Here is a 22613-nt window from a genome sequence, read left to right as displayed (position 1 = left end):
CTATCTATCTGTAGTTACAGAGCTTGCGCGACGCGCTGCGCGTCCTCGCCGGGTGAACGCGCCCGGACAATCAGCAAGGCAAAGCTCTCGATGACTAAAACCGCGGTTGAGGCATGGGGCGCCGGCAGCGCTCGCGGCAAGGCCGCACGACGCCGCCAACGCTATCCGACCCTTCAGTATTTGGAGCGGGCGGCGAAACGGCGCGTGCCGCGCTTCGCTTTCGATTTCGTCGAAGCCGGTACCGGCGATCATGTGGGCGTCGGACGCAACCGCACCGCGCTCGATGCGATCCAGATCGTGCCGCGCTTTGGCGCCGTGGCCAAAGTGTCCACCGAGGTCGAGCTGTTCGGGGCGCGCTATGCCGCGCCGCTTGGCATCGCGCCGGTCGGCACCGATGGATTGATCTGGCCTGGCGCGACAGTGGCCTTGGCGCGCGCCGCCGCCACCGCACGCATTCCCTACATCACCGGCACGCTCGCCTCCGCGTCATTGGAGACGGTGGCTTCGATATGCCCGGGAAGCTTCTGGTTTCAGCTCTACGGCTTGCCGTCGCGCGATCATGCGGTGAGCTTCGATCTCGCGGCCCGCGCGGCGGCGGCCGGCGCGCATGCGCTCGTCGTCACCATGGATGCGCCGGTGCGGGCAAAGCGTCCGAAGGACATGCGCAACGGTCTCGTTGTGCCGTTCCGCCCGAAGCTGCGCACCGTTGCCGATGTCGTCTCCTCGCCGTGGTGGGCTTTGCAATTGCTGAAAGCCGGCACGCCCGGCTTCCCGAACATGACGCCTTATCTCGGTGAACGGCCGAGCCTCGCCGCCGCGGCCGGCTTCGTGCAACGGGAGATCAAAGGCACGTTCGATTGGGACGACCTGCGGCGGCTGCGCCAGAAATGGCCGCGCGCCCTCGTCGTCAAAGGCATCATGCATCCGGACGATGCCGTGCGCGCCGTCGGCCTGGGCGCCGACGGCGTCTTGGTGTCCAATCACGGCGGCCGTCAATCGGATGCCGCGCCGGCGGCCATCGATATGTTGCCGGCGATCGTCGACGCCGTGGGCGCAAAGGCGGCAATATTGTTCGACAGCGGTGTGCGGTCCGGCCTCGATGCGGCGCGCGCATTGGCGCTTGGCGCCCATGCCGTCCTCTGCGGGCGCGCGTTCCTGTATGGCCTCGGCGCGCTGGGCGACAGCGGTGGCGCCTATGTCGCCGACCTTCTCATCGAGGAACTGCAAACCGCACTGGCGCAGCACGGCGCCGCGAGCCTCGACGAACTGCGGCACGCGGACCGCCGACACCCGGGTGCGTTCATGATGACGCCGCACGCGAAATAGCGGTACGATAACGCGCAGCGGCGCGTTCATTGAACTCAGCGTTTTCTCAGCCTACTATCAGCCATCACCGGCAAGCGGCCCCGTGCCGGCAGGCGCCGATGGCTGGAGACGACAAGTGCTCCCGCCTGTAACAGCGAGCACGCCGATGGTCCGGCCCGACGTCCGGCCTATATTGCACGAGATTGCCGAAACAGGGCGTCGCGTCGCTGAAATCGAGCGATCCATGCACGATATGACGCGGTCATCCATCGCGGCCATTGTCGAGTCGCGCGAACTCCTCGCGCGCATCGACAAACAATTGCAGAAACGCTGAAGCCATTAAAGGCCGCCCGCTTCTCCGCGGCGAGTTGGTCCGGCACCGGCTAAGGTTGCGTTGGGCGTCATCTTCATCGAAACAAAAAATGGCCGCGACCCCGAGAACCATCTCCGTGTTCCCGCTTTGTCATGTAAGCGACACAGCGGGAGCATGGGCCATGTGGGTTCCGACCGAAGCCGAAGCCGTCGAGATATTCGCGCACCATTTCGAAGCCCGGCACCGGAACGGTGCGCTCAGCAAAGCCAAAGAGACAGCCACGGAGCTTGAGAGAAAGGGCGACAGCGACGGCCATCGCGTCTGGACGATGGTGGCCGGCCGGATCGAGGAGCTGCGCTGCGCCGAGCGAATCGAGCAACGCCGCACCACCGAGACCGCCTAGCGGCTCCCGTTGATCCCGCGCAGACGGGCGGAGCGGCAGCGGGCCCGGCTGCCTCCGCCTTCTCTGTATGCCTTTTCACGGCTCAAACCGTACGATCGTACTCTGACGGACGGCCTATTTCGGGCCGCTCCAATGTCGGCTAATATATTTAAACCGAGACCTATTTTCAGCCCGAGGCCCGCGTGGATCGTACCGTCGCCAGGCTCAATATCGAGCACTACCGGCGTCTGCTCGCGCGGGAAACCGACGAGACCCGGCGGCAGACGATTCTTCGCCTCCTGGCTGAGGAAGAGGCCAAGCTCAACGATACCCCGCCACCGAACCGCAAGCACAAGCTGCGTTAGCCGGCTCCGTCACCGGCCCATTGCCGCCAGTGCGTCGGGTGGATGTCGAGGCGCTCCTTGGTCGCGGCATTCATCCACCCGTTCAGGATACGCCGACAGGGGAACACGAGCGCGTGCGGACCGTCTTCGTCGATGACGGCCAACTCCAGGTCGCGATCGAAAGGGGCGCTCGATATAATTTGCCACATGGTGCCAGTGTCCGCCGCTGCCGGCACAGCGGCTTTGACGTAAATCACAAACAGTTTGCTGATTGTGGAGGAGGCACGGCCTTGATCCGGTCGGACATTGATCTGGATCAAACGGCGAGCGCGCGATTTCGCCGATGCATGAATAATGAGCGTGCCGTCCCGTCCCCCGCTACGTCATTGCCCGGTTTGCGGAATCGCCATGCAGGCGAGCAAGTCCAGTGGCCATGCCGCGCGCTTCGACACCTTCGAGTGCCTGACCTGCGATACCAAGATCGTGGAAGCGCCCGGTCACGCCACGGGCAAGAACGGTTCAGGCAACAGCAAATCGTGAGCGCATGCCGGCACGGCCGGCTCGCGCGCCGACGCACGGCGCCGTCCTTCTATTTGACGGCCATTTGACATTCCTCAATGTTACACATTCCAGTCTTGTTAATTGTAGCTTGCGGTCGATCGTGAGTTTGATCCAACGGGTCGACGCAAGGGGTGACCTATGAAGACTGCGATTATCAAAAGATCGATCGTGCTCGACGGCCATAAGACCAGCGTCTCGCTCGAGAATGAATTCTGGGACGGTCTGCGCGAAATCGCCGAGCGCAACCGCGCCAACGTGTCGAGCCTGGTCCGCCAGATCGATCACGAGCGCAAGGCCGGCAACCTGTCCTCGGCGATCCGCGTCTACGTGTTCAACCACTTCCGCGCGCGTAACAAGAGCGAGCAGCCAGCGGCTGTGGAGCAGCCGGTGCGCCAGCCGGCCCTATCTGCCTGAGGATGCGAGAGAACGGGACGGAACCAGGATCGCTGCCTGTGCATTGATCTTTGCGCCGGCCGGGACAGGCCGGTTGGGAGCAATGCGAAGGCTTTCTATGCAACCAGTCGTGCACAAGCGATCGGTGATCATCGGCGGTCACAAAACCAGTATCAGCCTCGAAGAGGCATTCTGGCGGGAAGTGCGGGCCATCGCCGATTCACGCCGCATGACGGTGTCGGCGCTGCTGCGCGAGATCGATGAAGCCCGCCGCACCCCCAACCTCTCCTCCGCCATTCGTGTCTATGTGCTCGAACATGTTCGGGCACAGGCCGATGCCGCGCATCCGCGCGTGGCGGTCAGCGCCTGACGGGCACACCGCACGGGACGAGATACGCGGCGCCGCAACGCTATAGGTCGCGTTCGAGAAACAGCCAAACGCCGCCCTGGCGCGACGACTGTACGCGCAGGCGCAGTTCGCGCTTGGGATTCGCGTAGTCGTTCGGCCAGCCGAACTCGAGATCGACGAACCCCGCTTCACGCGCCTTCAAGACGCGCGCGCGCAAATCATCGCCCCCGCTCGCGCGCGAGAGGGCAAAGAAGTTCTGGCCGATCGCCGAGCCAGCATAGCCGGACTGGCGCGCTTCGGTTTCGCTGTAGAAGGTAATCGTGCCTTCGCGGTCGAGCAGAATGACCCCGAAAGGCAGACGATCGAGATCGTACTGCGAAAGCTGCTCGATGCGCTTGGCGAGATCCGGTGCGTTGAAATCGATAGACGCAAACGCCATTTACGAACTTATCCTCTTCCTAAGTCTAGTACGCGCTTTTCTTGTTATTTTTCAAAGGCGACGCTGACACGCCAAAGCGCAAGTCTCAAGTAAGAATCCCCCGCATCACCGACATCATGCTGCGTAGGTAAACGCGACGGCGCGCGCACGGGACGCACGTTGTGCCACGCGCTGCAACTCATGCGAGCCTAGTCAGCGCCCGCGAAGACTGCCATTCTTTCGCAACACAAGCCGCAAACGACGGCGACAGCGAGGAAGCCTTCGGGGCAACTGGTTACGAATCGCTTGGGGGAATCCACACATGTTTCATCGAAGGCTTAGGCTTAATAGGCTGACGTTCGCGTGCCTCGCGGCCGCGGTCCTCTGCACCGCGCTGCCGCAGGCGGGCGCGCACGCGCAGTCGACCTATCCCGACCGTCCGGTCCACCTGCTCGTGCCCTACCCGGCCGGCGGCCCCAATGACGTGATCGCGCGGCTCGTCGCCAACCAGCTCGAGCAGAAATTCAAACAGCAAATCGTTGTGGAAAACCGCGCCGGCGGCAGCGGCAACATCGCCGTCGTGGCGGCCGCGCGCGCCGAGCCCGACGGCTACACCATCGTGCTGCCGGCCATGGCCTATGCGGTCAATCCTTCGCTGTTCACGAAGGTCGGCTACACCTTCGATCAGTTCGTGCCGGTGTCGATCGTCACCAAAGGGCCGCTGGTGCTGGTGGTGCATCCCTCGCTCGGCGTGAAGTCGGTGAAGGAGCTGATCGAACTCGCCAAGAAAGAGCCCGGCAAGATCAACTACGGCTCCGGCGGCAACGGCTCGTCGCTGCACCTCGCCGGCGAGATGTTCAAGTATCAGGCCAAGGTCAATCTCCAGCACATCCCCTACAAGGGCACGAACGATCTGATCACCGACCTGCTCACCGGCCGCGTGCCGGTCGCCTTCATGAGTCCGCTCATCGCCAAAGAGCATGTCGCGCAGGGCAAGCTGATCGCGCTCGGTGTCACCGGCGACAAGCGCTCGCCGAGTTGGCCCGACGTGCCGACCGTCGCCGAAGCCGGCGTGCCCGGTTACGCGGTCGAAGCGTGGTACGCGATCGTCGCGCCGAAGGCGACGCCGAAGCCCGTGGTCGACAAGCTGTCGGCTGCCATCGCCGAAGCTGTGAAGTCGCCGGAGGTCGCGGGCAAGCTCGCGGCGCTCGGCAACGATCCGGTCGGCTCGACGCCGGCGGAAGCCGCCGCTTATATCGACGCCGAAGCCAAGCGTTGGAACGAAGTGCTGACCGCCGCCGGCATCAAGCTCGATTAGCCTTTCAAGTCCGGGACCATATCTCATGACATACGACCTGCTGCTGAAAGGCGGCACGCTGTTCGATGGCAGCGGCCGCCCGGGCGAACGCGGCGATCTCGCCATCACCGACGGGCGCATCGCCGCGCTCGGCGCTGTGCAAGGCGATGCCAAGCGCGTCATCGACGTCTCCGGGCTCGCCGTCGCACCGGGCTTCATCGACATCAAGACGCATTCCGACTTCACGCTGCCGATCAACCCGAAGGCCGAGAGCAAGGTGCGCCAGGGCGTCACCACCGAGATCATCGGCCATTGCGGCTTCTCGGTCGCGCCGGTGCTGCCCGGCAAGGTCGACCTTCTGCGCGATTATCTCTCGCCGTCGGCGCCGTGGCTCCCGTTCAAGGAGATGAGCTTCCCGACCTATCTCGACACGTTCCCGGCGACGGCCGTGAACGCCGGCATGCTGGTCGGCCACAACACGCTGCGGCTGATGGTCATGGGCATGGACAACCGCGCCCCGACCGAGGCCGAGCTCAAAGCGATGTGCGATCTCTTGGAGGACGGGCTCAAGGCCGGCGCGCTCGGCTTATCCTCCGGCCTGTTCACCTCGCCCGGCTCCTACGCCAAGCCGGACGAGATGATCGCGCTCTGCCGCGTCGTGAAGAAATACAACGGCGGCTACTTCACGCACATCCGCGATGAATCCAACAACGTCCTCGATGCCGTGGCGGAGGCGATCCACGTCGCCGAGACCGTCGGCATCCATGTCGAGATCGTGCACTTCAAGTGCTCGGGCGTCGACAACTGGGGCAAGGCCGCGGTCGGCCTCAAGATGATCGCCGAAGCCAAAGCCCGCGGCATCGACGTCGACTGCGACTCTCATCCCTACACCGCCGGCAGCAACCCGCTGAAAAACCTGATGCCGCAATGGGTGCAGGCCGGCGGCGTGCCGGCGATGATCGAGCGCCTCGCCTTGAAGGAGACGCGCGAGCGCATCCGCGCCGACATCGAGCGCGACGGCCTCAACAACTGGGGCCGCATCCCGAATTGGGATTGCGTGCAGATTTCGATCTCACCGCACCTCGGCCAGTATGCCGGCCGCACCATCGCCGACCTCGCGCGCGAGCGGAACGCCGATCCGATCGACGTCGTCTGCGACTACATGATCGAGGACAAAGGCGCGACGCGCGTCCTCGTCATTTCGATTTCGGAAGAGGACATCCAGGCGATCGTGAAGTCGCCCTTGGCGCTGGTCGGCTCCGACGGCAATTGCGTCGCGACCTACGGCATCACGAGCCAGGGCATGCCGCATCCGCGTTTCTACGGCAGCTTCCCGCGCATCCTCGGCCATTACGTGCACGAGCTCGGCCTGATCCCGGTCGAGCTCGCGATCCATAAGATGACCGGCGCCACCGCCCGCGCGCTGCGGCTGTCCGATCGCGGCCTGTTGAAGGAAGGCTATCGCGCCGACATCACGGTGTTCGATCCGGACGACTTCACCGACCGCGCCACTTACGGCGACCCGCACCAATACCCGACCGGCACACGCACGACGGTACTGGTCGCCGGCGAGATTGTGGTCGAGAACGCGACGCACACCGGCGCCCTGCCCGGCAAGGTGTTGCGACGGGATATGAGCGGCGCCGTTTCCTGACGACGTATTCGCCAAACCCATCCTCATCCTGAGGAACGACAAGGCCGGCATCAGCCGGCCTTGTTGCGTCTCGAAGGATGGGGATGGCCGAGGCGCAACCGCGCGATGACACGGGCCTCATCCTTCGAGACGCGGCCTGCGGCTGCTCCTCAGGATGAGGAGGCAAGCCCGCGCGTCGAGGTAGCCTCGCAGCCTACTTCTTCTTCGGCACGGCGACGATCATGTCCAGCTCGACGCGCGCGCCGGGCGAGGAGAGCTGGTTGATGCACACCGTCGTGCTCGCCGGCAGCCAGTCGCCGAAATAACCGTGCATAGTCCTGTGCATGGTGTCGGCGTCGCGGAAGTCGGTCAGGTATTTGGTAATCTTGATCACGTCGCGCCAGCCGACGCCGAGAGCGTCGAGGATCGACTTGATCGCATCCATCGCGTTACGCGTCTGCTGCTCGATCGAGTTCGAATGCACGTGCTCTTCGTCGCGGTGCGGATGGTGGTGATAGAGCGGCGAAGCCGTCGCGCCCGATAGGAACACGAGATCGCAATCGCCGGACACGCGGACCGCCGGCGCGTAAGGCATCTTCCACGCCTCCTCCGGCTTGGGATGCACCTGCGAGAGCGTATAGGGCTTCTTGGTATCGACAGCCACGTTCATGGCAACCTCCTCCGTACGAATTGTCCTGATCAGGCGACGCGCCAGCGGCTGAGGCGCTGGTCGATGAAGTCCTGGGTCTTGGTGATGACGACGCCGAGCGTCGCGAGCACGATCAGCACGGCGAACACCTGCTCGGTCTCCAGCACCTGGCCGGCCAGATAAAGCCGCGCGCCGAGCCCGAGCTTGCCGACCACCATCTCGGCCGCCACCACCAGGATGATCGACACGCCGAGACCGAGACGGATGCCGGCGAAGATCGACGGCACCGCGCCCGGCAGCAGCACCTTGCGGATGATCTGGCGGCGGTTGGCGCCGAGATCGCGGGCGGCAAGGACGAGGCCCGGATCGCACTGGCGAATGCCGAGCAGCGTGTTGAGGATGATGGGGAACACCGCGCCCAGCGCGCTGATGGTCAGCATGAACGGCCCGCCGGTGCCGAGCCAGATGATCAGCAGCGGAATGAGCGTCACCTTCGGCAGCGGATAAAGCGCGGCGATGAAATTGTCGGCGATGGCGTTGAACCGCGCCGAGACCGCCATCCAGATGCCGATGGCGACACCGAACACCAGCGCGATGGCGAAGCCGCCGAACACGCGGCCGAGCGTGAACAGGAGATCGGTCGTCAGCCCGCCGGTGCGAAACATCTCCACCAGCGCCACGACGATGCGGCTCGGCCGCGGCAGATAGATCGGGTTGAAGCCGAAGGCGATGACGATCAGCTCCCAGCCGATCAGCACCACCGCCACCGCGATCCAGCCGAGCGTTTTCGGCTCGCCGAGCCACGTGCCGACGCGCTGCAGGGGCCCACTCGTGGCCGGCGCGGACGTATCGGTGAGCGGGCTGTCGAGCATCGTCACGCCTCGCCCTCCGTCGTCATCGCCCGCACCACCTCGTCGCGCAACAGGCCGTAGATGCGGTCGAACAGCACGCCGTATTCCGGGTGGTGCGTGGTCGCGAGCGAACGCGGCCGCCCCAGATCGACCGTGATCTCCGCGGCGATGCGGCCCGGCCGCGCCGTCATCACCAGGATGGTGTCGGCGAGCAGGATCGCCTCCTCGATCGAATGCGTGACGAGGATGGCGGTCGTGCCGCTGGTCTCGACCAATGTCGCCAGTTGCTCCTGCAGCACCAGCCGCGTCTGCGCGTCGAGCGCGCCGAACGGCTCGTCGAGCAGCAGCACGTCCGGCTCCATCACCAGCGCGCGGGCGATGCCGACGCGCTGACGCATGCCGCCGGAAAGCTGCTTGGGGTACTTGTCCTCGAAACCGGCGAGATCGACCTTGGCCAACGCCGCCTTGGCCCGCGCCTCGCGTTCGCCGCGCGAGACGCCCGCGAGTTCGAGCCCGAAGGCGACGTTGTCGAGAACGTTGCGCCACGGAAACAGGTTGAACGCCTGCCATACCGTGGCCATCGCCGGCGCCGCCGCCGCTTGGCCGCCGAGCGTGACGAAACGCAGCCGTCCTTGCGACGGGTTGAGAAAGCCGCGCGCGATCTGCAGCAAGGTGCTCTTGCCGCAACCGGACGGCCCGATGATGGCCGTCACCTTGCCCGGCGCGAACCGGCAGCGCACGTTCTCCAACGCATTGACGGCGGTACCCGTCTTCGCGGTGTAGGTGAGCCCTACGCCTTCGCAATCGATGGCGACCGCCGGCCCTGTCATGGCGTCAGCCGAACGGATTCGACTTGGCGAGCCGCGCCACCGCTTCCTTGGCGGCCGACAGATCGAACAGCTGTGCCTCCGTCACGCTGCCCGATGCAATCTTCATGGTGTCGGTCCAGAACTTGCCCTGGGCCATGCAGGACGGGATGTTCGGCAGACCATCCTCGTTGAACCAGGTCCAGCGCGGCGCCGCCGCTTCGATCAGGTTCGGCGGCACCTTGGTCGCTTCCGAGATGATCTTGATGACCTCCGGATCCTTCGCCGCCGCGGCCTTGTTGTAGAGCCGGCCGGCGTAAGTGTGCGCCATGGCAAAGGCGATGGCGGCTTCCTTGTTCGCCTCGAGATATTTCTGCGACATCGCCCAGCAGGCGAGCTGGCAGTTGGGCTCGATGTCGTAGCCGGAGAACACCAGCTTGCCGAACTTGTTGCGCTCGACCAGGAAGCCGAGCGGCACCGGCACGTTGGCCGCATCCGCCTGGCCCGCGCCGATCGCCTTGACGATGTCGGGATAAGACAGGCCGCTCGACCATTCGACGTCGGTCTTGGGATCGAGGCCCGCCTTCTGCACGCCGCGGCCGAGGAGATATTGATCGATGCCGCCGGGCGCCTGGATGGCGATCTTCTTGCCTTTCAAGAGCGCCATCTTGTCCGGCGCCGTCAGCCCCGCCTCCACCAGCGCGTTCGATGCGGCGATGGTCATCGAGCCCGAGCCCGGCTTTTCCGAGCCGCGATCGAGGATCAGCTTGAATGGCGCGCCCTTGGCGACGACGTTGAACAGGCCGGCATTGAGCGTCGCCACCGTGACGTCGAGTTCGCCAGCCACCAAAGCCGGCATCGCCAGAACACCGTCAGCGAAATACTTGATCTCGACGTCGAGGCCGGCCTTCTCGAAGAAGCCCTTCGCCTGCGCGACGAAGATCGGGCCCGACGAGATCAGCGGCACGACGCCGATGCGAAGCTTGGTGCGCGACTGCGCGCGAGCGCGGCGCCCTCCGATCGCAGCGGCGAGGCCGGCGGCTGCCGTCCCTTGCAAGAGATGCCTGCGATTCAACGATCGTGACATGACGCCCCTCCATGGCAGACGTTTCCGGCTGGCCAACAGCGTCCGATCCATTTATCTTCAAGTCAAGATAAATTCGGATGCATGCAATGCACAAAAATCAAGCGAATGACGCGATCGACATCTTCATCGCCGAGTGGGCGCGGCAGCGGCCCGACCTCGATTTTCAGTATCTCGCAACCGTCGGCCGCGTTGTTCGCATCGCCGCGCACTTGCGCGAGCGCATGGACACCTGGCTCAAACCGTTCGGTCTGACATGGGAAATGTTCGATCTGCTGGCGTCGTTGCAACGCTCCGGCGATGCGCGCGGCCTGCGGCCCACCGCGCTCTATGAAGCCTGCATGCTGTCATCGGGTGCGACGACGAACCGCATCGATCGCGCCGAGAAGCTGAAGCTCGCGACCCGCAAGCCCGATCCGGACGACGGCCGCGCCGCGCGCATCGCGCTCACCAAGCGCGGCCATGCGATCACCGCCGAGGCCATGACCGAGCACAGCTACCGCGCGCAGGAGATCGCCGATCACCTGACGCAACGCGAGCAGGAAACGCTGGAAGCGCTGCTGCGCAAATTGCTGCGCGGCCTGGAAACGGCGAAAGAGAAAGAGGCCGCCAGCGCCCGCTCGTGACCCATGCGTTATTGATGGTCGCGAACTAAGCCGCGCGGTTTACATTACGTATCACAATTGTCGGGGGGCGATTCGCGTGGGAGTGCGTGCGTGCCGCGATCTGTGAATCCCTATTACGCCGGGCCGGCGAGCGACCATTTCGACGGCCTGCGCTTCTTCAATCCGGATCACGCCGAGACCGATCACGGCTTTCGCGATATCCTGCGCTGGCGTTTTAAAGAAGAGCGGGCCACGTGGTCGTCCCCGCCGCCGGTGCGGCCGGCCGTTCCGGACGCCCGTGTCGCCGGGCTGCAAGCGACGGTCGTCGGCCACGCCAGCGTGTTGATCCAGGCCGGCGGCCTCAACGTGCTGACCGATCCGGTATGGTCGGAACGCGCAAGTCCCTTCTCGTTCATCGGCCCGCGCCGGGTGTGGGCGCCCGGCATCGCCTTCGGCGCTTTGCCGCCGATCGACGTCGTGTTGCTCAGCCACAATCACTACGACCACATGGATATGGCGACGCTCCGGCGCCTGCACACCAAGCATCGCCCGCTCATCGTGACGCCCCTCGGCAACGACACGATCCTGCGTCGCGCCATTCCCGATGTCAGAGTGACCGCAGGCGATTGGTGGGACCGCATCGACATCGGCAAGGACGCCGAGGTGACGATCGTGCCGGCCCATCACTGGTCAGCGCGCACGGGCCGCGATCGGCGCATGGCGCTGTGGTCCGGCTTCATGCTGCGCACCGACGGCGGCCTCGCCTACTTCGCCGGCGATACCGGCTATGGCGACGGGCGCATATTCCGCGAGATGCGGCAGCGGCTCGGCAGACCTGAGCTGGCGCTGATCCCCATCGGTGCCTACGCGCCGCGCTGGTTCATGAAGGCGCAGCATACCGATCCGAACGAAGCCGTGCTGATCATGGAGGACATGGAAGCCGGCCGCGCCGTGGGGATTCACTGGGGCGTCTTCCAGCTCACCGACGAGCGCCGCGAGGAGCCGCCCGAGCTGCTGCTCGAAGGTCTGACGCGGCGCGGAATTGCCGAAGAACTATTCCCCGCCGGAGAGCCGGGACAGAGCTACGACAAGGATTGAGGGGCGCGTTGCCGGGCGCGCGGCAAAGCAACGCAAGCGGCTACTCGATGCTGATCTTGGCCACTTCGCAGGCGCGCTTCATGCGCGCGATCTCGCGGCTCATCAGCGCGCCGAAGGCTTCCACGGTGCCGGGCGTCACCGTCGCCTGCTGCTCGGCGAGCTTCTCGCGCACGACCGGATCGGCCAGCGCGTTGTTGAGCGCATCGTTGAGCGTCGTGATGATGGCCGACGGCGTCCTGATCGGCGCGATGAGACCGAAGAACGCGGTCCAGCTCAGATCGTCGATGCCGAGTTCGGTAAAGGTCGGCACGTCGGGCAATGCCGCGAGGCGCTTCTTCGACGACACCGCGAGCGCCCGCAGCTTGCCTGCCTGCACGAGCGGCAGCGACGTCGGCAGATTGTCGAACATCACCAGGATCTGCCCGGCCACCGCGTCGCCCAGCGCCGGGCCGATGCCGCGATAAGGTACGTGCACGAGATCGGTGCCGGTCGCGCGCTTGAACTGCTCGCCCATCAGATGACTGACCGAGCCGAGGCCCGACGAGCCGTAGGTGATGCGGCCGGGCCCTGCCTTGGCGTAGACGATGAACGACGCCATGTCGGTGACCGGCATGGCCGGATTGATTTCCATCACGTTCGGCACTTCGGCGATGGCACCGATCGGCGCGAGATCGCCGAGAACATCGTAGGGCAGCGTCTTGTAGGCCGCCGGATTGATGGCGAGCGTCGACGCGGTGCCCATGCCAATGGTGTAGCCGTCGGGATTGGCGCGCGCGACAACACCGGTGCCGAGCGTGCCGCCGGCGCCGCCGCGGTTCTCCACCACGACCGGCACCTTGAGCTGAAGGCGCATCGCGTCGGCGATCACACGCGCAATGACGTCGGTCGAACCGCCCGGCGGGAAGGGCACGACGAGCGTGACCGCCCGCGTCGGATAGCTCTCCTGGGCGCGGACGGCGGGAGCGGCGAGACTGGCGGTGAGACCGGCGAGAACGGAACGGCGATGCAACATTGAATAAATCTTACTGCATCCAGACGGGCGCGAGGTCCGCGTTTTGAATGCCAGTCAGGGCGGGAACGCAACTCTTATCGTCCTTCGCCCGCCTCCGCCAAGGCGGGTTTCCGAATGGCAGCGTACCGCCGGACGCACACGGCGGCGACGGCATGTGGTACCGCAGTCCGCGATACCGGGTTCCGCCGAGGCGTGGATTACAGCGCGCCGGCTTCCCGGTCCGTGATGATTTGCCGCAACGCAGCGAGCACTTCGTCGATGTGCTTGCGCATCGCGCGTTCGGCCCGATCGGGGTCGGCCGCACACACCGCGTCGACGATTTCGGTGTGCTCGAGGATCGATGCTGGCGGCCGTCCCGGCAACAGGATCGGCCGATACTGATAGCGCACGGTCTGCGATTTCAGGTTCAACAGCAGGCGCGCGACGATGGGTAATTTCGCAATGCGATAAAGCTCGGCGTGAAGCTGGCCGTTGAACTCCGAATAGCCGAGCAGATCGCCCGCTTCGAGGGCATCGCGCATTTTGCGTTCGATGCGCTTGAGCTGGGCCGTGTCCGCCTTGGTGACGTTGAGCGCCGCCTGGCGGACGATGAGGCCTTCGAGGGCACCGCGCGCTTGCGTGATCTCGATCGCTTCCTCGCCGGTGACCAGCCGCACCCAGGCGCCGCGATTGGGCGCCGAGACGACCAGCCCCTCCTGCTCCAAGCGCGCGAGCGCCGAGCGCACATGGCTGCGGCTCGAACCCAGCATCGTCACGAGGTCGGCTTCGACCAGCCGCTGGTTGGGCATGAGCCGGCCGCCGAGGATCAGCGATCGCAACTGATCGGTCGCGTCGCCGTTGCGCGTTGGAGAAAGGCTGACTGCGCTCGCCACTGTGTCACCCGTCTTGGGGCCGGCCGGCGACTCGGATCGTCCGCGCCGTTCCTCCAGCTTGGCCAATTTCCCACAATATTGTCAACGATATTGTTGACAATCTGGCGCGATCCGCCGACAGTGCCGTCAAACGACGGATGATGACACGCCGCGCCGGCGTGGCGGCGGGCACGCCGGACATCGCCGTGCATCAACAAACTGCGTGCTGGAGCCGTGGCGCGCCGGGGAGGATCACCGCCATGAGACCGTTGCGTACCGTTGCCTGTGCATTCACCGCGCTCGCGCTCGTCCTGTCGCAAACCGCGCGCGGCCACGCCGAGTATCCCGACAAACCCATCCGGCTGGTGGTGCCGTTCCCGGCCGGCGGCGCGGTCGATATCGTCACGCGCCTCATCGCCACCCACATGGGCCGCGAGCTCGGCACGACCTTCGTCATCGAAAACAAAGGCGGCGCCGGCGGCATCATCGCGACCGACTCCGTCGCCAAGGCGAGCCACGACGGCTACACGCTGCTGATCGCGACGCCCAACCTCACGATCAACGACGCGTTGCAGGCGCAGCTGCCGTACAACACGGAGAAGGATCTCGCGCCGGTCTCGATCATCGCCGAGGTGCCGGAGGTTCTGGTGAGCAACCCGAACGCGCCGTTCAAGACCTTCGCCGAATTCGTCGATTACGCGAAGAAGAATCCCGGCAAGGCCAACTATGCCTCGGCCGGCGTCGGCACCCTGCCGCATCTGACCATGGAATTGCTGCTCAAGCGCAGCGGCATCCAAGTGACGCCGGTGCATTATCGCGGCGCGGCACCGGCCATGACCGATCTCCTGTCCGGTGTCGTCCAGATCAAGCTCGACACCTACGCCACCTCGCATCAGCAAGTCGAAGCCGGCGGCCTGCGCATGCTCGGCATTGCCAGCAAGCACCGCTCCAAGCTGATGCCGGACACGCCGACCATCGCCGAGCAAGGGCTGCCCGATTACGAAGGCATTCTCTGGATCGGCCTGATGGCGCCGGCCGGCACGCCGCAGGCCATCGTCGACAAACTCGCCGCCGCGAGCGCCAAGGCGGCGCGCGACCCGGCGATCGCCGAGCGGCTCCAGCACGACGGCGTCAATCCGGTCGGCGGCACGCCGGCGGCGTTCGACGCGAAAATCAAGCAGGAGCTGCCGCAATGGCGCGAGCTCGCCAAGAGCGCCGACATCAAGTTGAAGTAACCCGCCGTCGGAAGAGACCATCGCAATGCCCCTCCTCAATCAGCCGCCGGATCCGGACCCGACCAAGCCGACGTTCGCGCTGCCGCCTGGCGCCTGCGACACGCATGTCCATCTGTTCGGACCGTCGCACAAATATCGCTTCGCCTCGGACAGTCCTTACGTGTCGCACGACGCGCTGCCGGCCGATTTGTTCGCGATGCAGGACGCCGTCGGGCTGAGCACCGCGGTGATCGTCAGCCCCGGCGGCTATGGCCGCGACTACACGATGCTCGCCGACGTGCTGGCCCAATATCCCGAGCGGCTGCGCGGCGTCGCGCTGATGCCGGACGATACGCCGTCGGCTGCGTTCGCGCGGCTCGGCAAGCTCGGCGTGCGCGGGCTGCGCATGATCAGCGACAAGCGCGGCGGCCACCTGCCGCATTACAACGCCGAGACTGCCGCGCGCGCGCACGAACACGGCTGGCACGTCCAGTTCTATCCGCACGGCACCGACATCGTCGATTACGCCGACAAGCTTCTGGCGCTGCCGAACGACATCGTGCTCGATCACTTCGCCAGCATCCCCGCCGCCGGCGGTGTCGACCAGCCGGCGGTCAAAGCGGTGCTCCGGATGCTCGACACCGGACGCGTCTGGCTGAAGCTGTCGGGGCCGATGCGCTGCACGACGGACAACCTGCCGTATGCGGCGGTGACGCCGCTGGCCAAGCTGTTCGTCAAGCACGCGCCGGAGCGGCTCGTGTGGGGCTCGGACTGGCCGCACGTCAACATGGCCGGACGCGAGATGCCGAACGACGGCGCGCTGATCGACCTGATGGCGGAATGGGTGCCGGACGCCGCCGTCCGCGACCGCATCTTCGCGCACAACGCCAAGGCGCTGTACGGCTTCGCCTGACCGCATCCCCAAACGACAATGGCCGGCGCCAAGGCCGGCCATGTTGCTTCATGACTGCGCGCGCCAACCTGCGCCCGGCGATCAGGCGAGGTTGAGCTCCTTGAAGAAGTCGTTGCCCTTGTCGTCCATGACGATGAAGGCCGGGAAGTCGACGACGTCGATCTTCCAGATCGCTTCCATGCCGAGCTCGGGATATTCGACCACCTCGACCTTCTTGATGCAGTGCTCGGCCAAATTCGCCGCCGCGCCGCCGATCGAGCCGAGATAGAAGCCGCCGTACTTCTTGCAGGCGTCGCGCACCGCCGCCGAGCGGTTGCCCTTGGCCAGCATCACCATCGAGCCGCCCGCCGCCTGGAACGCATCGACGAACGAGTCCATGCGCCCCGCCGTGGTCGGGCCGAACGCGCCCGAGGCATAGCCTTCCGGCGTCTTGGCCGGACCCGCGTAATAGACCGGATGGTTCTTGAAGTAGTCCGGCAGCCCCTGCCCGCTCTCCAGCCGCTCGCGCAGCTTGGCATGCGCGAGATCGCGCGCGACGACCAGCGGCCCGGTGAGCGAGAGCCGCGTCTTCACCGGATACTGCGACAGCTGCGCCAGGATGTCCTTCATCGGCCGGTTGAGATCGACCTTCACCACCTCGCCGCCGAGCGTGGCGGCGTCGACCTCCGGCAGATACTCCGCCGGATGGTGCTCGAGCTCCTCGAGATAGACGCCGTCCTTGGTGATCTTGCCGAGCGCCTGGCGGTCGGCCGAGCACGACACGCCGAGGCCGATCGGCAGCGACGCGCCGTGGCGCGGCAGGCGGATGACGCGCACGTCGTGGCAGAAATACTTGCCGCCGAACTGCGCGCCGACGCCGAGCGACTGCGTCAGCTTGTGCACTTCCGCTTCCATGTTGAGATCGCGGAAGGCGTGGCCGTCCTCGCCGCCCTCGGTCGGCAGCTCGTCGAGATACTTGGTCGAGGCGAGCTTCACCGTCTTCAGGTTCATCTCGGCCGAGGTGCCGCCGATGACGATGGCGAGGTGATACGGCGGGCACGCCGCGGTGCCGAGCGTCAGGATCTTCTCCTTGAGGAACGCGATCAGGCGCTCATGCGTGAGGATCGACGGCGTCGCCTGGAACAGGAAGGTCTTGTTGGCCGAACCGCCGCCCTTGGCGACGAACAGAAACTTATAGGCGTCGTCGCCTTCGGCGTAGATCTCGACCTGCGCCGGCATGTTGGAGCGCGTGTTCTTCTCCTCGAACATCGAGAGCGGCGCGAGCTGCGAATAGCGCAGGTTCTTCTTGAGGTAGGCGTCGCGCGCCCCTTGCGCGAGCGCGGCCTCGTCCGAGCCGTCGGTCCACACGCGCCGGCCCTTCTTGCCCATGATGATGGCGGTGCCGGTGTCCTGGCACATCGGCAGCACGCCGCCGGCGGCGATGTTGGCGTTTTTCAGCAGGTCGTAAGCGACGAACTTGTCGTTCGACGTCGCCTCCGGATCGTCGAGGATGGCGCGGAGCTGCTTGAGGTGCGCCGGGCGCAAGAGGTGATTGATGTCGATGAACGCGGCCTCGGCAAGGGCCCGGATCGCCTCGGCCGAGACGGTCACCACCTCCTCGCCCATGATCTTCTCGACCTTCACGCCGTCCGACGTGATCTTGCGGTATTTGGTCTTATCCGGCCCCAGGGGAAACAGGGGTGTGTGGGCGTAGGGCGGCAGCGGGGATTTGGTGGGGGCGTTCATGGGGAGGCACTTTCGTAACGGCTAGACGCACGCTCGGATATACTAAACGGCGAAAGAAACAAATATAGGCAGCAAAAAGAACATCAAGATGAAATTTGTCCTATGCTCTGATTGTTTCGCCAATCATGGATTACGAATCGAGGCCGCAAAACAAGGAGTGAGAATTCCGACCAAATGCCGAAACTGCAATTCCACTGAAGGCATGAAGCTGGACTCGAAGAGACTTGAACGACTCACACATCGCTTCTTTGTCCAAGGCACTATCCCGCACGGAGTCGGAGGCTGGACACCAATCTTAATGTATAACAAGCACTCCGAAGATAAAGTCGAACTCGACGAGGCCACCACACACGACTGGTTACTGATAAAAAGAGAGATCGGGGGAAGGCTTTTTCTTAACGCGCCCAACTTGTGGCAGCTTGGCATAACCAACCATTACGTCGATCCATACGTTATTCCGGACGAAACAATTTCGTCCATCGTCAAACAGTTATCTATCAAGTCGATTCCAAAAGGGACCAAAGTTTTCCGAATAAGAAAGAATGTCCCGGAGAACGCCACATCCAATCCCACGCAGTACGGCCTGCCACCCGGCAACCTCTCGCGAGAGTATGGCCGCTTTGATGATGCGGCATCACCGCTTCTATATACATCCCCTAGCGTATCAGTTTGCCTACATGAATGCCGCGTCGCGATTACTGACGATATTTTTGTTGCGACATTTGAAGCAGCATCCGAGCTCCATCTGGCCGACTTAACTGCGAATTACAAGGAAGAGGAGCCGACGTCCCCTTTTGATGCGCTGGAGTACTTTTTCAACGGAATCACTTTGACCAGAGCAGAGGAAATCTATGCCATAGCTCGCAGATTAGCCTCGTCCATCAAGACAAATCTTCCTGTAGATGGCTTTATAGCCAACAGCTTTTTCACGAACGTCGCCCAAGAACCAATAAGTCAGAACATCTGCATTTTTCCAGAGGCTTTAGAGCGCAAGAAAGTCTCGCTCCATTCCTTAAATCGCCTGCATCTAAAAACTGTAACCTATGATTTTGTGTTCGGACCAAACTTCTAGACACAATTCCAAATTTAGCATCGCAGCCATAACCAAGGGGCCCGGGTGAGAAAAGGCAAAGTCCACGACTTGCCTCGCATTTCGTCGCACTTACCGACCACAGAATCCCCGGCTAAACTTAGAGCGATATCACTAGACAAACAATCAAGGCCTTGGGGAGCCGAATGGACCTGCAAGAACTAAAAACAGCCATCACATTTCTTGATGCAAATCTTTTCCGAACGCTAATCGCATCCGCTTTTGGCACATTTGCCGGCGCGTGGCTTGCCAGCCGAGCACAAACAAAAAAAGCGATAGTGACAGAGCTTAATGCAATTGCCGCCGCCGATATGCTCGCAATTCAAATCGCGAACAGCCATCTCGCACTTAAGAGACAGTATGTGAAGCCAATTTACGACGAGTATGAGCAGCTAAAAAACAATTATGAGAGCTACAGAAAAAGTCGAGCAACAGGAGGAGCTCGTGTTGCCTTCTCCTACGCGGCAGAGCTGAGAAGCCTATCCCCAATCAAAACACCAATAGACGCTTTAGAAAAAATGATACTTGATAGAGTCGCAATTCGCGGGCGCGGACTTGCCGCCGTAACCGAGCTGGCCGACTCCGTCGACGTATTGCGATTGGTGATTGAAGGCCGAAACCGATTAGTCGAAGAATTTCAGACATCAGATAAAACTAGCGATGCAAAACTACAAATGCTTCTAGGGCTGCGAACGCAGGACGGCGTAATCGACGAGCGATTTAAAACGAATGTTGCAGCTCTATTTGCCAAGACAGATGACTGTATTTTCTTTGCTCGCATATTTTCCGATGACTTGCATCGATACGCGAAAAAGATAAGCAAGCGTTATCGATGGCGGTACTGGCTCAATGGGCTGTCGCCGGAGCAAGCAGACTGGACGCCCGTGGCAACAACTGGGTTATTGCCCAATGAAGCGGACTACGAACCTTGGCTTAAAGGCTTCAAGCGGAAGAAAGCAAATTGGCGTAAGATATTTTCAAAACTTCCGCCGAGCCAATAGGAGAAAAGCGTCATGCCCGGGCCTGACCCGGGCATCCATGATGAAGCGCCACGTGAACAAACGTACGGCCGAATATGCGGCGTGGCCTCATGGATTGCCGGGTCAAGCCCGGCAATGACAGCGGGAAAGGCTTTGCCTTAAAGCGTCAGCCCGTAGGGCGGATTAGCGAAGCGTAATCCGCCATTACACTCGTCGGCGCGTTACGCTGCGCTAACGCGCCCTACCCACGCTACTTCCCCACCCTCTTCCTGCTCTTCTCCACCGGCTCGAAGCTGATCTTCAGCCGGTGCCCGGTCGCGGCCGCGAAACGTTGCAACGTGCGTGTCGAAGGCTTCGTCCGTCCGCTCTCCAGCCGCGCGATCACGCTTTGCGTCGTCTTCATGCGCTTGGCGAGTTCGGCTTGGCTCAGGCCCGCGCGCGCACGCGCCTCGATCAATGCAAACTCCTCCTCCAGCGCATCGTATTCCTTGCGATACTCCGGGTCTTTCATCCACTTCTTGTGCAACGTGCTGAATTTGATCATGGCACCTCCTTCGCCCGCTGCCGCGCCAGTTCCAATTCGCGCTGTCCAGGACTTCGACGTCCAGCGCATTTTGCTATTCACCCCATCACCACTTCCATCTCGCCTTGCCGCTTCTTCGCCGGCTTCACGGTGATGCGCACGTCCTGGCCGAGCGCGGTCAAGAACGCCATCAGCCGCCCGACCGAGAACGTGCCCGCGCGGTTGCGCATCAGCGCCGAGACATGCGGCTGCTTGATGCCGAGCACTTCACCCGCCTGCGCCTGCGTCAGCTTGCGGTCCTTGATGATCTTGTAGATTTGCAATGTGAGCTGCGCCTTCAACAGCTCCTGCCCCGGGTTCGGCAGCCCAAGAGCGGCAAAGACGTTGCCACGACCGATCTGAGGTTTCGTTCGCTTCGCCATCAGTTCTGCCTTTGCCTGTGATCGCGCGCCGCGTCTGTCAGACGCTGGCGGATCAGGTCGATCTCCTGCTTCGGCGTCGCGATCCGTGCTTCGACTGCCGAAGCGGCCATGCAAATATACGTATAATTATATACACGTAAAGACCGTTTCCTTATCGTCCGCAACCGTCAGGTGTGCGTCAAGCTGACCATGGAACGGCCGCTCGGACCGTGTTGCTTCTCGGGCACGACCGATCCAAACGTCCGCGCCGTCCCGCCTTTTTAATTTCCGCTCCCCGCGCTCCCCTGTTAAATCCACCGCCTCAACGGAGGAATTGCCGAGATGATTCTGAAAACGTCTCACGTCGCCGTGTTCGGCCTGCTCTGCCTCGGCCTCGCCGGCTGCGCATCCACCGGCCCGGCGGAGCCGCAGGTGTCGGTCATGCCCGGCAGGGGCAAGTCCTACGCGGCCTTCCAGCGCGACGATCAGTATTGCCAGTCGTCGGCGCAGGCCGCGGTCGGCTATCGCTCGCCCGGCGAGGAGGCGAACCAGCAGGCGGCGCAAAGCGCCGTCATCGGCACGGCGCTCGGCGCGCTCGGCGGCGCCGCCATCGGCTCGCTGTCGGGCAATGTCGGCGCGGGCGCGGCCATCGGCGCGGGCACCGGCCTTGCCGCCGGCGCGGTCGTCGGCTCGAACCGCGCCGCCGCCACCGGCGGCTCGATCCAGCAGCGCTACGACACCGTCTACGCGCAATGCATGACGGCCAAGGGCAACGTACTGCCACCGCCGCCGGCAACCGTGGTGGTTCAGGAGCCGGCGCCGGTCTATGTCGAGCGCCCCTATTATGGCCGGCGCTATTACGGCTGGTAAGGCGAGGCCCCTTTTTTCTTAGCTAGGACTATTGACCTTTCGGCGGCTGAGACCATAATCCTCCGGTCTCATCCACCGAAGGGCGTCGTCGCGAGGCGTTACGAGGACGGGGTGGGACGCGGCGCTCGCGGGCGGAGGACGTAACGCATCCTTCCGCGCTCGAGCGGCGGCGGTCACCGCCCGGGGGCACTAAGACCCCCCGCCGGGAGCCGGCTGACACCGAGGACCCACGCCGCTTGCGATGGGCCTCCGTTGAAAGCGCGGCCCGCCGTTGGAAGACGCCGCCACGGCGCGCCGAGAGGCGCCCGCGTTTCGCCAAAAGCGGAGCGCGGCTCAGAGACGAAGACCGTCGCGCCGCTCGGCGCGCCGTCCCCTCGCGTGTGGCGGGGGCAAGGGAATGCAAGGGACTGAAGGCGTACCCGGCGCCTGCCAAAGAACACGGGCGGCGGAGCTTTAGCGCTCGCTCGCCGCATCCCCGGGCACCGCCGGGGAACGGACCTCCGAACCGCACGTTGGGTTCCCGCAACGCGAGGACCTCCCGATGACCGACAAAGCAGACGACAAATCCAGTTCCGCCACCCACGAGCCGTGGAAGAAGCCGGGCCAGACCAGTCAGGACCCGTCGCAGCAGCCGCTGCCCAAGGAAAAAGTGATCGAGCAGGAAAAGAACAAGAAGCAGGACAAGTAGCCATGCGCGCCCTGTTCGCCCTCGCCGCCGTGCTCGCCGCCGCAAGCGCCGCCGAGGCGCGCACGGTCCTGGTCGAACCGGCCCTCGCCGTCACCGAGGCGCGCTGGTGCACGGCGCAGGCCGTCTTCGTCGACGTCGCCTGGGACTGCCGCTATCCGACGCGGGCGATCTGCGAGGCCTATGCGCCGCACGATCGCGCCTGCCTCATCAACCCGAACTGGAGCCTCTATCACCGGAGCCTCCGCCGATGATGACGCG

29 protein-coding genes are annotated in these 22613 nt (G+C 63.9%); 18 read left to right on the top strand and 11 right to left on the bottom strand.

The features are described from left to right. The first annotated feature begins 90 nt into the window (after positions 1-90). The 4 genes from DW352_RS01110 (at position 91) to DW352_RS27035 (ending at position 2365) form a co-directional block, all read left to right on the top strand. Complete coding sequence (locus DW352_RS01110; RefSeq protein WP_115687728.1) at positions 91-1326, top strand: alpha-hydroxy acid oxidase; 1236 nt, start codon at positions 91-93, stop codon at positions 1324-1326. A gap of 145 nt (positions 1327-1471) precedes the next feature. Continuing rightward, positions 1472-1639, top strand: coding sequence for a hypothetical protein (locus DW352_RS26590; RefSeq protein ID WP_162826704.1), 168 nt, complete (start codon positions 1472-1474; stop codon positions 1637-1639). Positions 1640-1799: 160 nt separating this feature from the next. Further along, positions 1800-2021, top strand: coding sequence for a hypothetical protein (locus DW352_RS01105; protein ID WP_115687726.1), 222 nt, complete (start codon positions 1800-1802; stop codon positions 2019-2021). A 182-nt stretch (positions 2022-2203) separates the two neighbouring features. Continuing rightward, a complete protein-coding gene (locus DW352_RS27035) occupies positions 2204-2365 on the top strand; it encodes a hypothetical protein (RefSeq protein WP_170153511.1) in 162 nt (53 codons plus the stop codon). On the opposite strand, the gene DW352_RS27555 is transcribed toward DW352_RS27035, so the two are convergent. Continuing rightward, positions 2362-2664: a hypothetical protein gene (locus DW352_RS27555; protein ID WP_342634887.1), complete on the bottom strand. Its 303-nt coding sequence runs from the start codon at positions 2662-2664 to the stop codon at positions 2362-2364. The two genes, DW352_RS27035 and DW352_RS27555, sit on opposite strands and share 4 nt — an antisense overlap. A gap of 88 nt (positions 2665-2752) precedes the next feature. Between DW352_RS27555 and DW352_RS27470 the strand changes: the two genes are divergently transcribed. From DW352_RS27470 to DW352_RS01090, 3 genes are all read left to right on the top strand, one after another. Continuing rightward, positions 2753-2884, top strand: coding sequence for a replication endonuclease (locus tag DW352_RS27470; protein WP_162826703.1), 132 nt, complete (start codon positions 2753-2755; stop codon positions 2882-2884). Between the two features lie 159 nt (positions 2885-3043). Next, positions 3044-3319 (top strand): ribbon-helix-helix domain-containing protein, encoded by a 276-nt coding sequence (locus tag DW352_RS01095; protein WP_115687724.1) that lies wholly within the window; start codon positions 3044-3046, stop codon positions 3317-3319. A 97-nt stretch (positions 3320-3416) separates the two neighbouring features. Continuing rightward, a complete protein-coding gene (locus DW352_RS01090) occupies positions 3417-3668 on the top strand; it encodes a ribbon-helix-helix domain-containing protein (protein WP_115687722.1) in 252 nt (83 codons plus the stop codon). A 40-nt stretch (positions 3669-3708) separates the two neighbouring features. Here DW352_RS01090 and DW352_RS01085 read toward each other — a convergent pair whose 3' ends face one another. Beyond that, positions 3709-4086, bottom strand: coding sequence for a hypothetical protein (locus tag DW352_RS01085; RefSeq protein ID WP_115687720.1), 378 nt, complete (start codon positions 4084-4086; stop codon positions 3709-3711). Positions 4087-4387: 301 nt separating this feature from the next. Here DW352_RS01085 and DW352_RS01080 point away from each other — a divergent pair, with 301 nt between their 5' ends. After that, positions 4388-5383 (top strand): Bug family tripartite tricarboxylate transporter substrate binding protein, encoded by a 996-nt coding sequence (locus DW352_RS01080; RefSeq protein ID WP_115687718.1) that lies wholly within the window; start codon positions 4388-4390, stop codon positions 5381-5383. 25 nt (positions 5384-5408) lie between these two features. Next, positions 5409-7016, top strand: a complete 1608-nt coding sequence (locus DW352_RS01075; RefSeq protein WP_115687716.1) for an N-acyl-D-amino-acid deacylase family protein — start codon at positions 5409-5411, stop codon at positions 7014-7016. A 193-nt stretch (positions 7017-7209) separates the two neighbouring features. Here DW352_RS01075 and DW352_RS01070 read toward each other — a convergent pair whose 3' ends face one another. The 4 genes from DW352_RS01070 to DW352_RS01055 are packed head-to-tail and all read right to left on the bottom strand — an operon-like array spanning position 7210 to position 10388. Then, positions 7210-7665 (bottom strand): RidA family protein, encoded by a 456-nt coding sequence (locus tag DW352_RS01070; protein WP_115687714.1) that lies wholly within the window; start codon positions 7663-7665, stop codon positions 7210-7212. Between the two features lie 29 nt (positions 7666-7694). Further along, positions 7695-8516 (bottom strand): ABC transporter permease, encoded by an 822-nt coding sequence (locus DW352_RS01065; RefSeq protein ID WP_115687712.1) that lies wholly within the window; start codon positions 8514-8516, stop codon positions 7695-7697. Positions 8517-8518: 2 nt separating this feature from the next. Beyond that, the gene (locus DW352_RS01060; protein WP_115687710.1) at positions 8519-9325 is read right to left on the bottom strand and encodes an ABC transporter ATP-binding protein; all 807 of its coding nucleotides are present in this window, start codon (positions 9323-9325) and stop codon (positions 8519-8521) included. 4 nt (positions 9326-9329) lie between these two features. Further along, complete coding sequence (locus DW352_RS01055) at positions 9330-10388, bottom strand: ABC transporter substrate-binding protein (RefSeq protein ID WP_162826701.1); 1059 nt, start codon at positions 10386-10388, stop codon at positions 9330-9332. A gap of 86 nt (positions 10389-10474) precedes the next feature. Here DW352_RS01055 and DW352_RS01050 point away from each other — a divergent pair, with 86 nt between their 5' ends. Further along, positions 10475-11011 carry a MarR family winged helix-turn-helix transcriptional regulator gene (locus DW352_RS01050; protein WP_162826700.1) on the top strand — a complete coding sequence of 179 codons (537 nt, stop codon included), beginning with the start codon at positions 10475-10477 and terminating at the stop codon, positions 11009-11011. A 90-nt stretch (positions 11012-11101) separates the two neighbouring features. After that, positions 11102-12088, top strand: a complete 987-nt coding sequence (locus tag DW352_RS01045; protein ID WP_115687704.1) for an MBL fold metallo-hydrolase — start codon at positions 11102-11104, stop codon at positions 12086-12088. A 40-nt stretch (positions 12089-12128) separates the two neighbouring features. Here DW352_RS01045 and DW352_RS01040 read toward each other — a convergent pair whose 3' ends face one another. Both DW352_RS01040 and DW352_RS01035 read right to left on the bottom strand, forming a co-directional pair. Then, the gene (locus DW352_RS01040; RefSeq protein WP_210209909.1) at positions 12129-13100 is read right to left on the bottom strand and encodes a Bug family tripartite tricarboxylate transporter substrate binding protein; all 972 of its coding nucleotides are present in this window, start codon (positions 13098-13100) and stop codon (positions 12129-12131) included. A 197-nt stretch (positions 13101-13297) separates the two neighbouring features. Continuing rightward, positions 13298-13972 (bottom strand): GntR family transcriptional regulator, encoded by a 675-nt coding sequence (locus tag DW352_RS01035; protein WP_210209908.1) that lies wholly within the window; start codon positions 13970-13972, stop codon positions 13298-13300. Between the two features lie 239 nt (positions 13973-14211). Between DW352_RS01035 and DW352_RS01030 the strand changes: the two genes are divergently transcribed. Continuing rightward, on the top strand, positions 14212-15186 hold the full coding sequence (locus tag DW352_RS01030) for a Bug family tripartite tricarboxylate transporter substrate binding protein (RefSeq protein ID WP_115694177.1): 975 nt from the start codon (positions 14212-14214) through the stop codon (positions 15184-15186). Positions 15187-15211: 25 nt separating this feature from the next. Next, positions 15212-16078: an amidohydrolase family protein gene (locus DW352_RS01025; RefSeq protein WP_115687702.1), complete on the top strand. Its 867-nt coding sequence runs from the start codon at positions 15212-15214 to the stop codon at positions 16076-16078. 81 nt (positions 16079-16159) lie between these two features. On the opposite strand, the gene DW352_RS01020 is transcribed toward DW352_RS01025, so the two are convergent. Continuing rightward, entirely contained in the window at positions 16160-17803 is a 1644-nt protein-coding gene (locus DW352_RS01020; protein ID WP_115687700.1) for a fumarate hydratase, read from the bottom strand. 88 nt (positions 17804-17891) lie between these two features. Here DW352_RS01020 and DW352_RS01015 point away from each other — a divergent pair, with 88 nt between their 5' ends. Both DW352_RS01015 and DW352_RS26580 read left to right on the top strand, forming a co-directional pair. Continuing rightward, positions 17892-18875 (top strand): RES family NAD+ phosphorylase, encoded by a 984-nt coding sequence (locus DW352_RS01015; protein ID WP_115687698.1) that lies wholly within the window; start codon positions 17892-17894, stop codon positions 18873-18875. A 164-nt stretch (positions 18876-19039) separates the two neighbouring features. Beyond that, positions 19040-19894 (top strand): hypothetical protein, encoded by an 855-nt coding sequence (locus tag DW352_RS26580; protein WP_162826698.1) that lies wholly within the window; start codon positions 19040-19042, stop codon positions 19892-19894. 229 nt (positions 19895-20123) lie between these two features. Here the strand turns inward: DW352_RS26580 and DW352_RS01010 are convergent, their stop codons facing one another. Next, entirely contained in the window at positions 20124-20417 is a 294-nt protein-coding gene (locus tag DW352_RS01010) for a helix-turn-helix domain-containing protein (protein ID WP_115687696.1), read from the bottom strand. Between the two features lie 77 nt (positions 20418-20494). Continuing rightward, a complete protein-coding gene (locus DW352_RS01005; protein ID WP_115687694.1) occupies positions 20495-20818 on the bottom strand; it encodes a helix-turn-helix domain-containing protein in 324 nt (107 codons plus the stop codon). 321 nt (positions 20819-21139) lie between these two features. Between DW352_RS01005 and DW352_RS01000 the strand changes: the two genes are divergently transcribed. From DW352_RS01000 to DW352_RS00995, 3 genes are all read left to right on the top strand, one after another. After that, positions 21140-21667 (top strand): glycine zipper family protein, encoded by a 528-nt coding sequence (locus DW352_RS01000; protein ID WP_115687692.1) that lies wholly within the window; start codon positions 21140-21142, stop codon positions 21665-21667. A gap of 541 nt (positions 21668-22208) precedes the next feature. Next, positions 22209-22355: a hypothetical protein gene (locus DW352_RS26575; RefSeq protein ID WP_162826697.1), complete on the top strand. Its 147-nt coding sequence runs from the start codon at positions 22209-22211 to the stop codon at positions 22353-22355. A gap of 2 nt (positions 22356-22357) precedes the next feature. Beyond that, positions 22358-22606 (top strand): DUF3551 domain-containing protein, encoded by a 249-nt coding sequence (locus tag DW352_RS00995; protein WP_115687690.1) that lies wholly within the window; start codon positions 22358-22360, stop codon positions 22604-22606. Positions 22607-22613 lie beyond the last annotated feature (7 nt).

Origin of the sequence: Pseudolabrys taiwanensis, assembly GCF_003367395.1 — a bacterium.
GTDB lineage: Bacteria > Pseudomonadota > Alphaproteobacteria > Rhizobiales > Xanthobacteraceae > Pseudolabrys > Pseudolabrys taiwanensis.
Note: the sequence above shows the minus strand (reverse complement) of the source record. Positions and strands in the feature narration are given on the sequence as shown.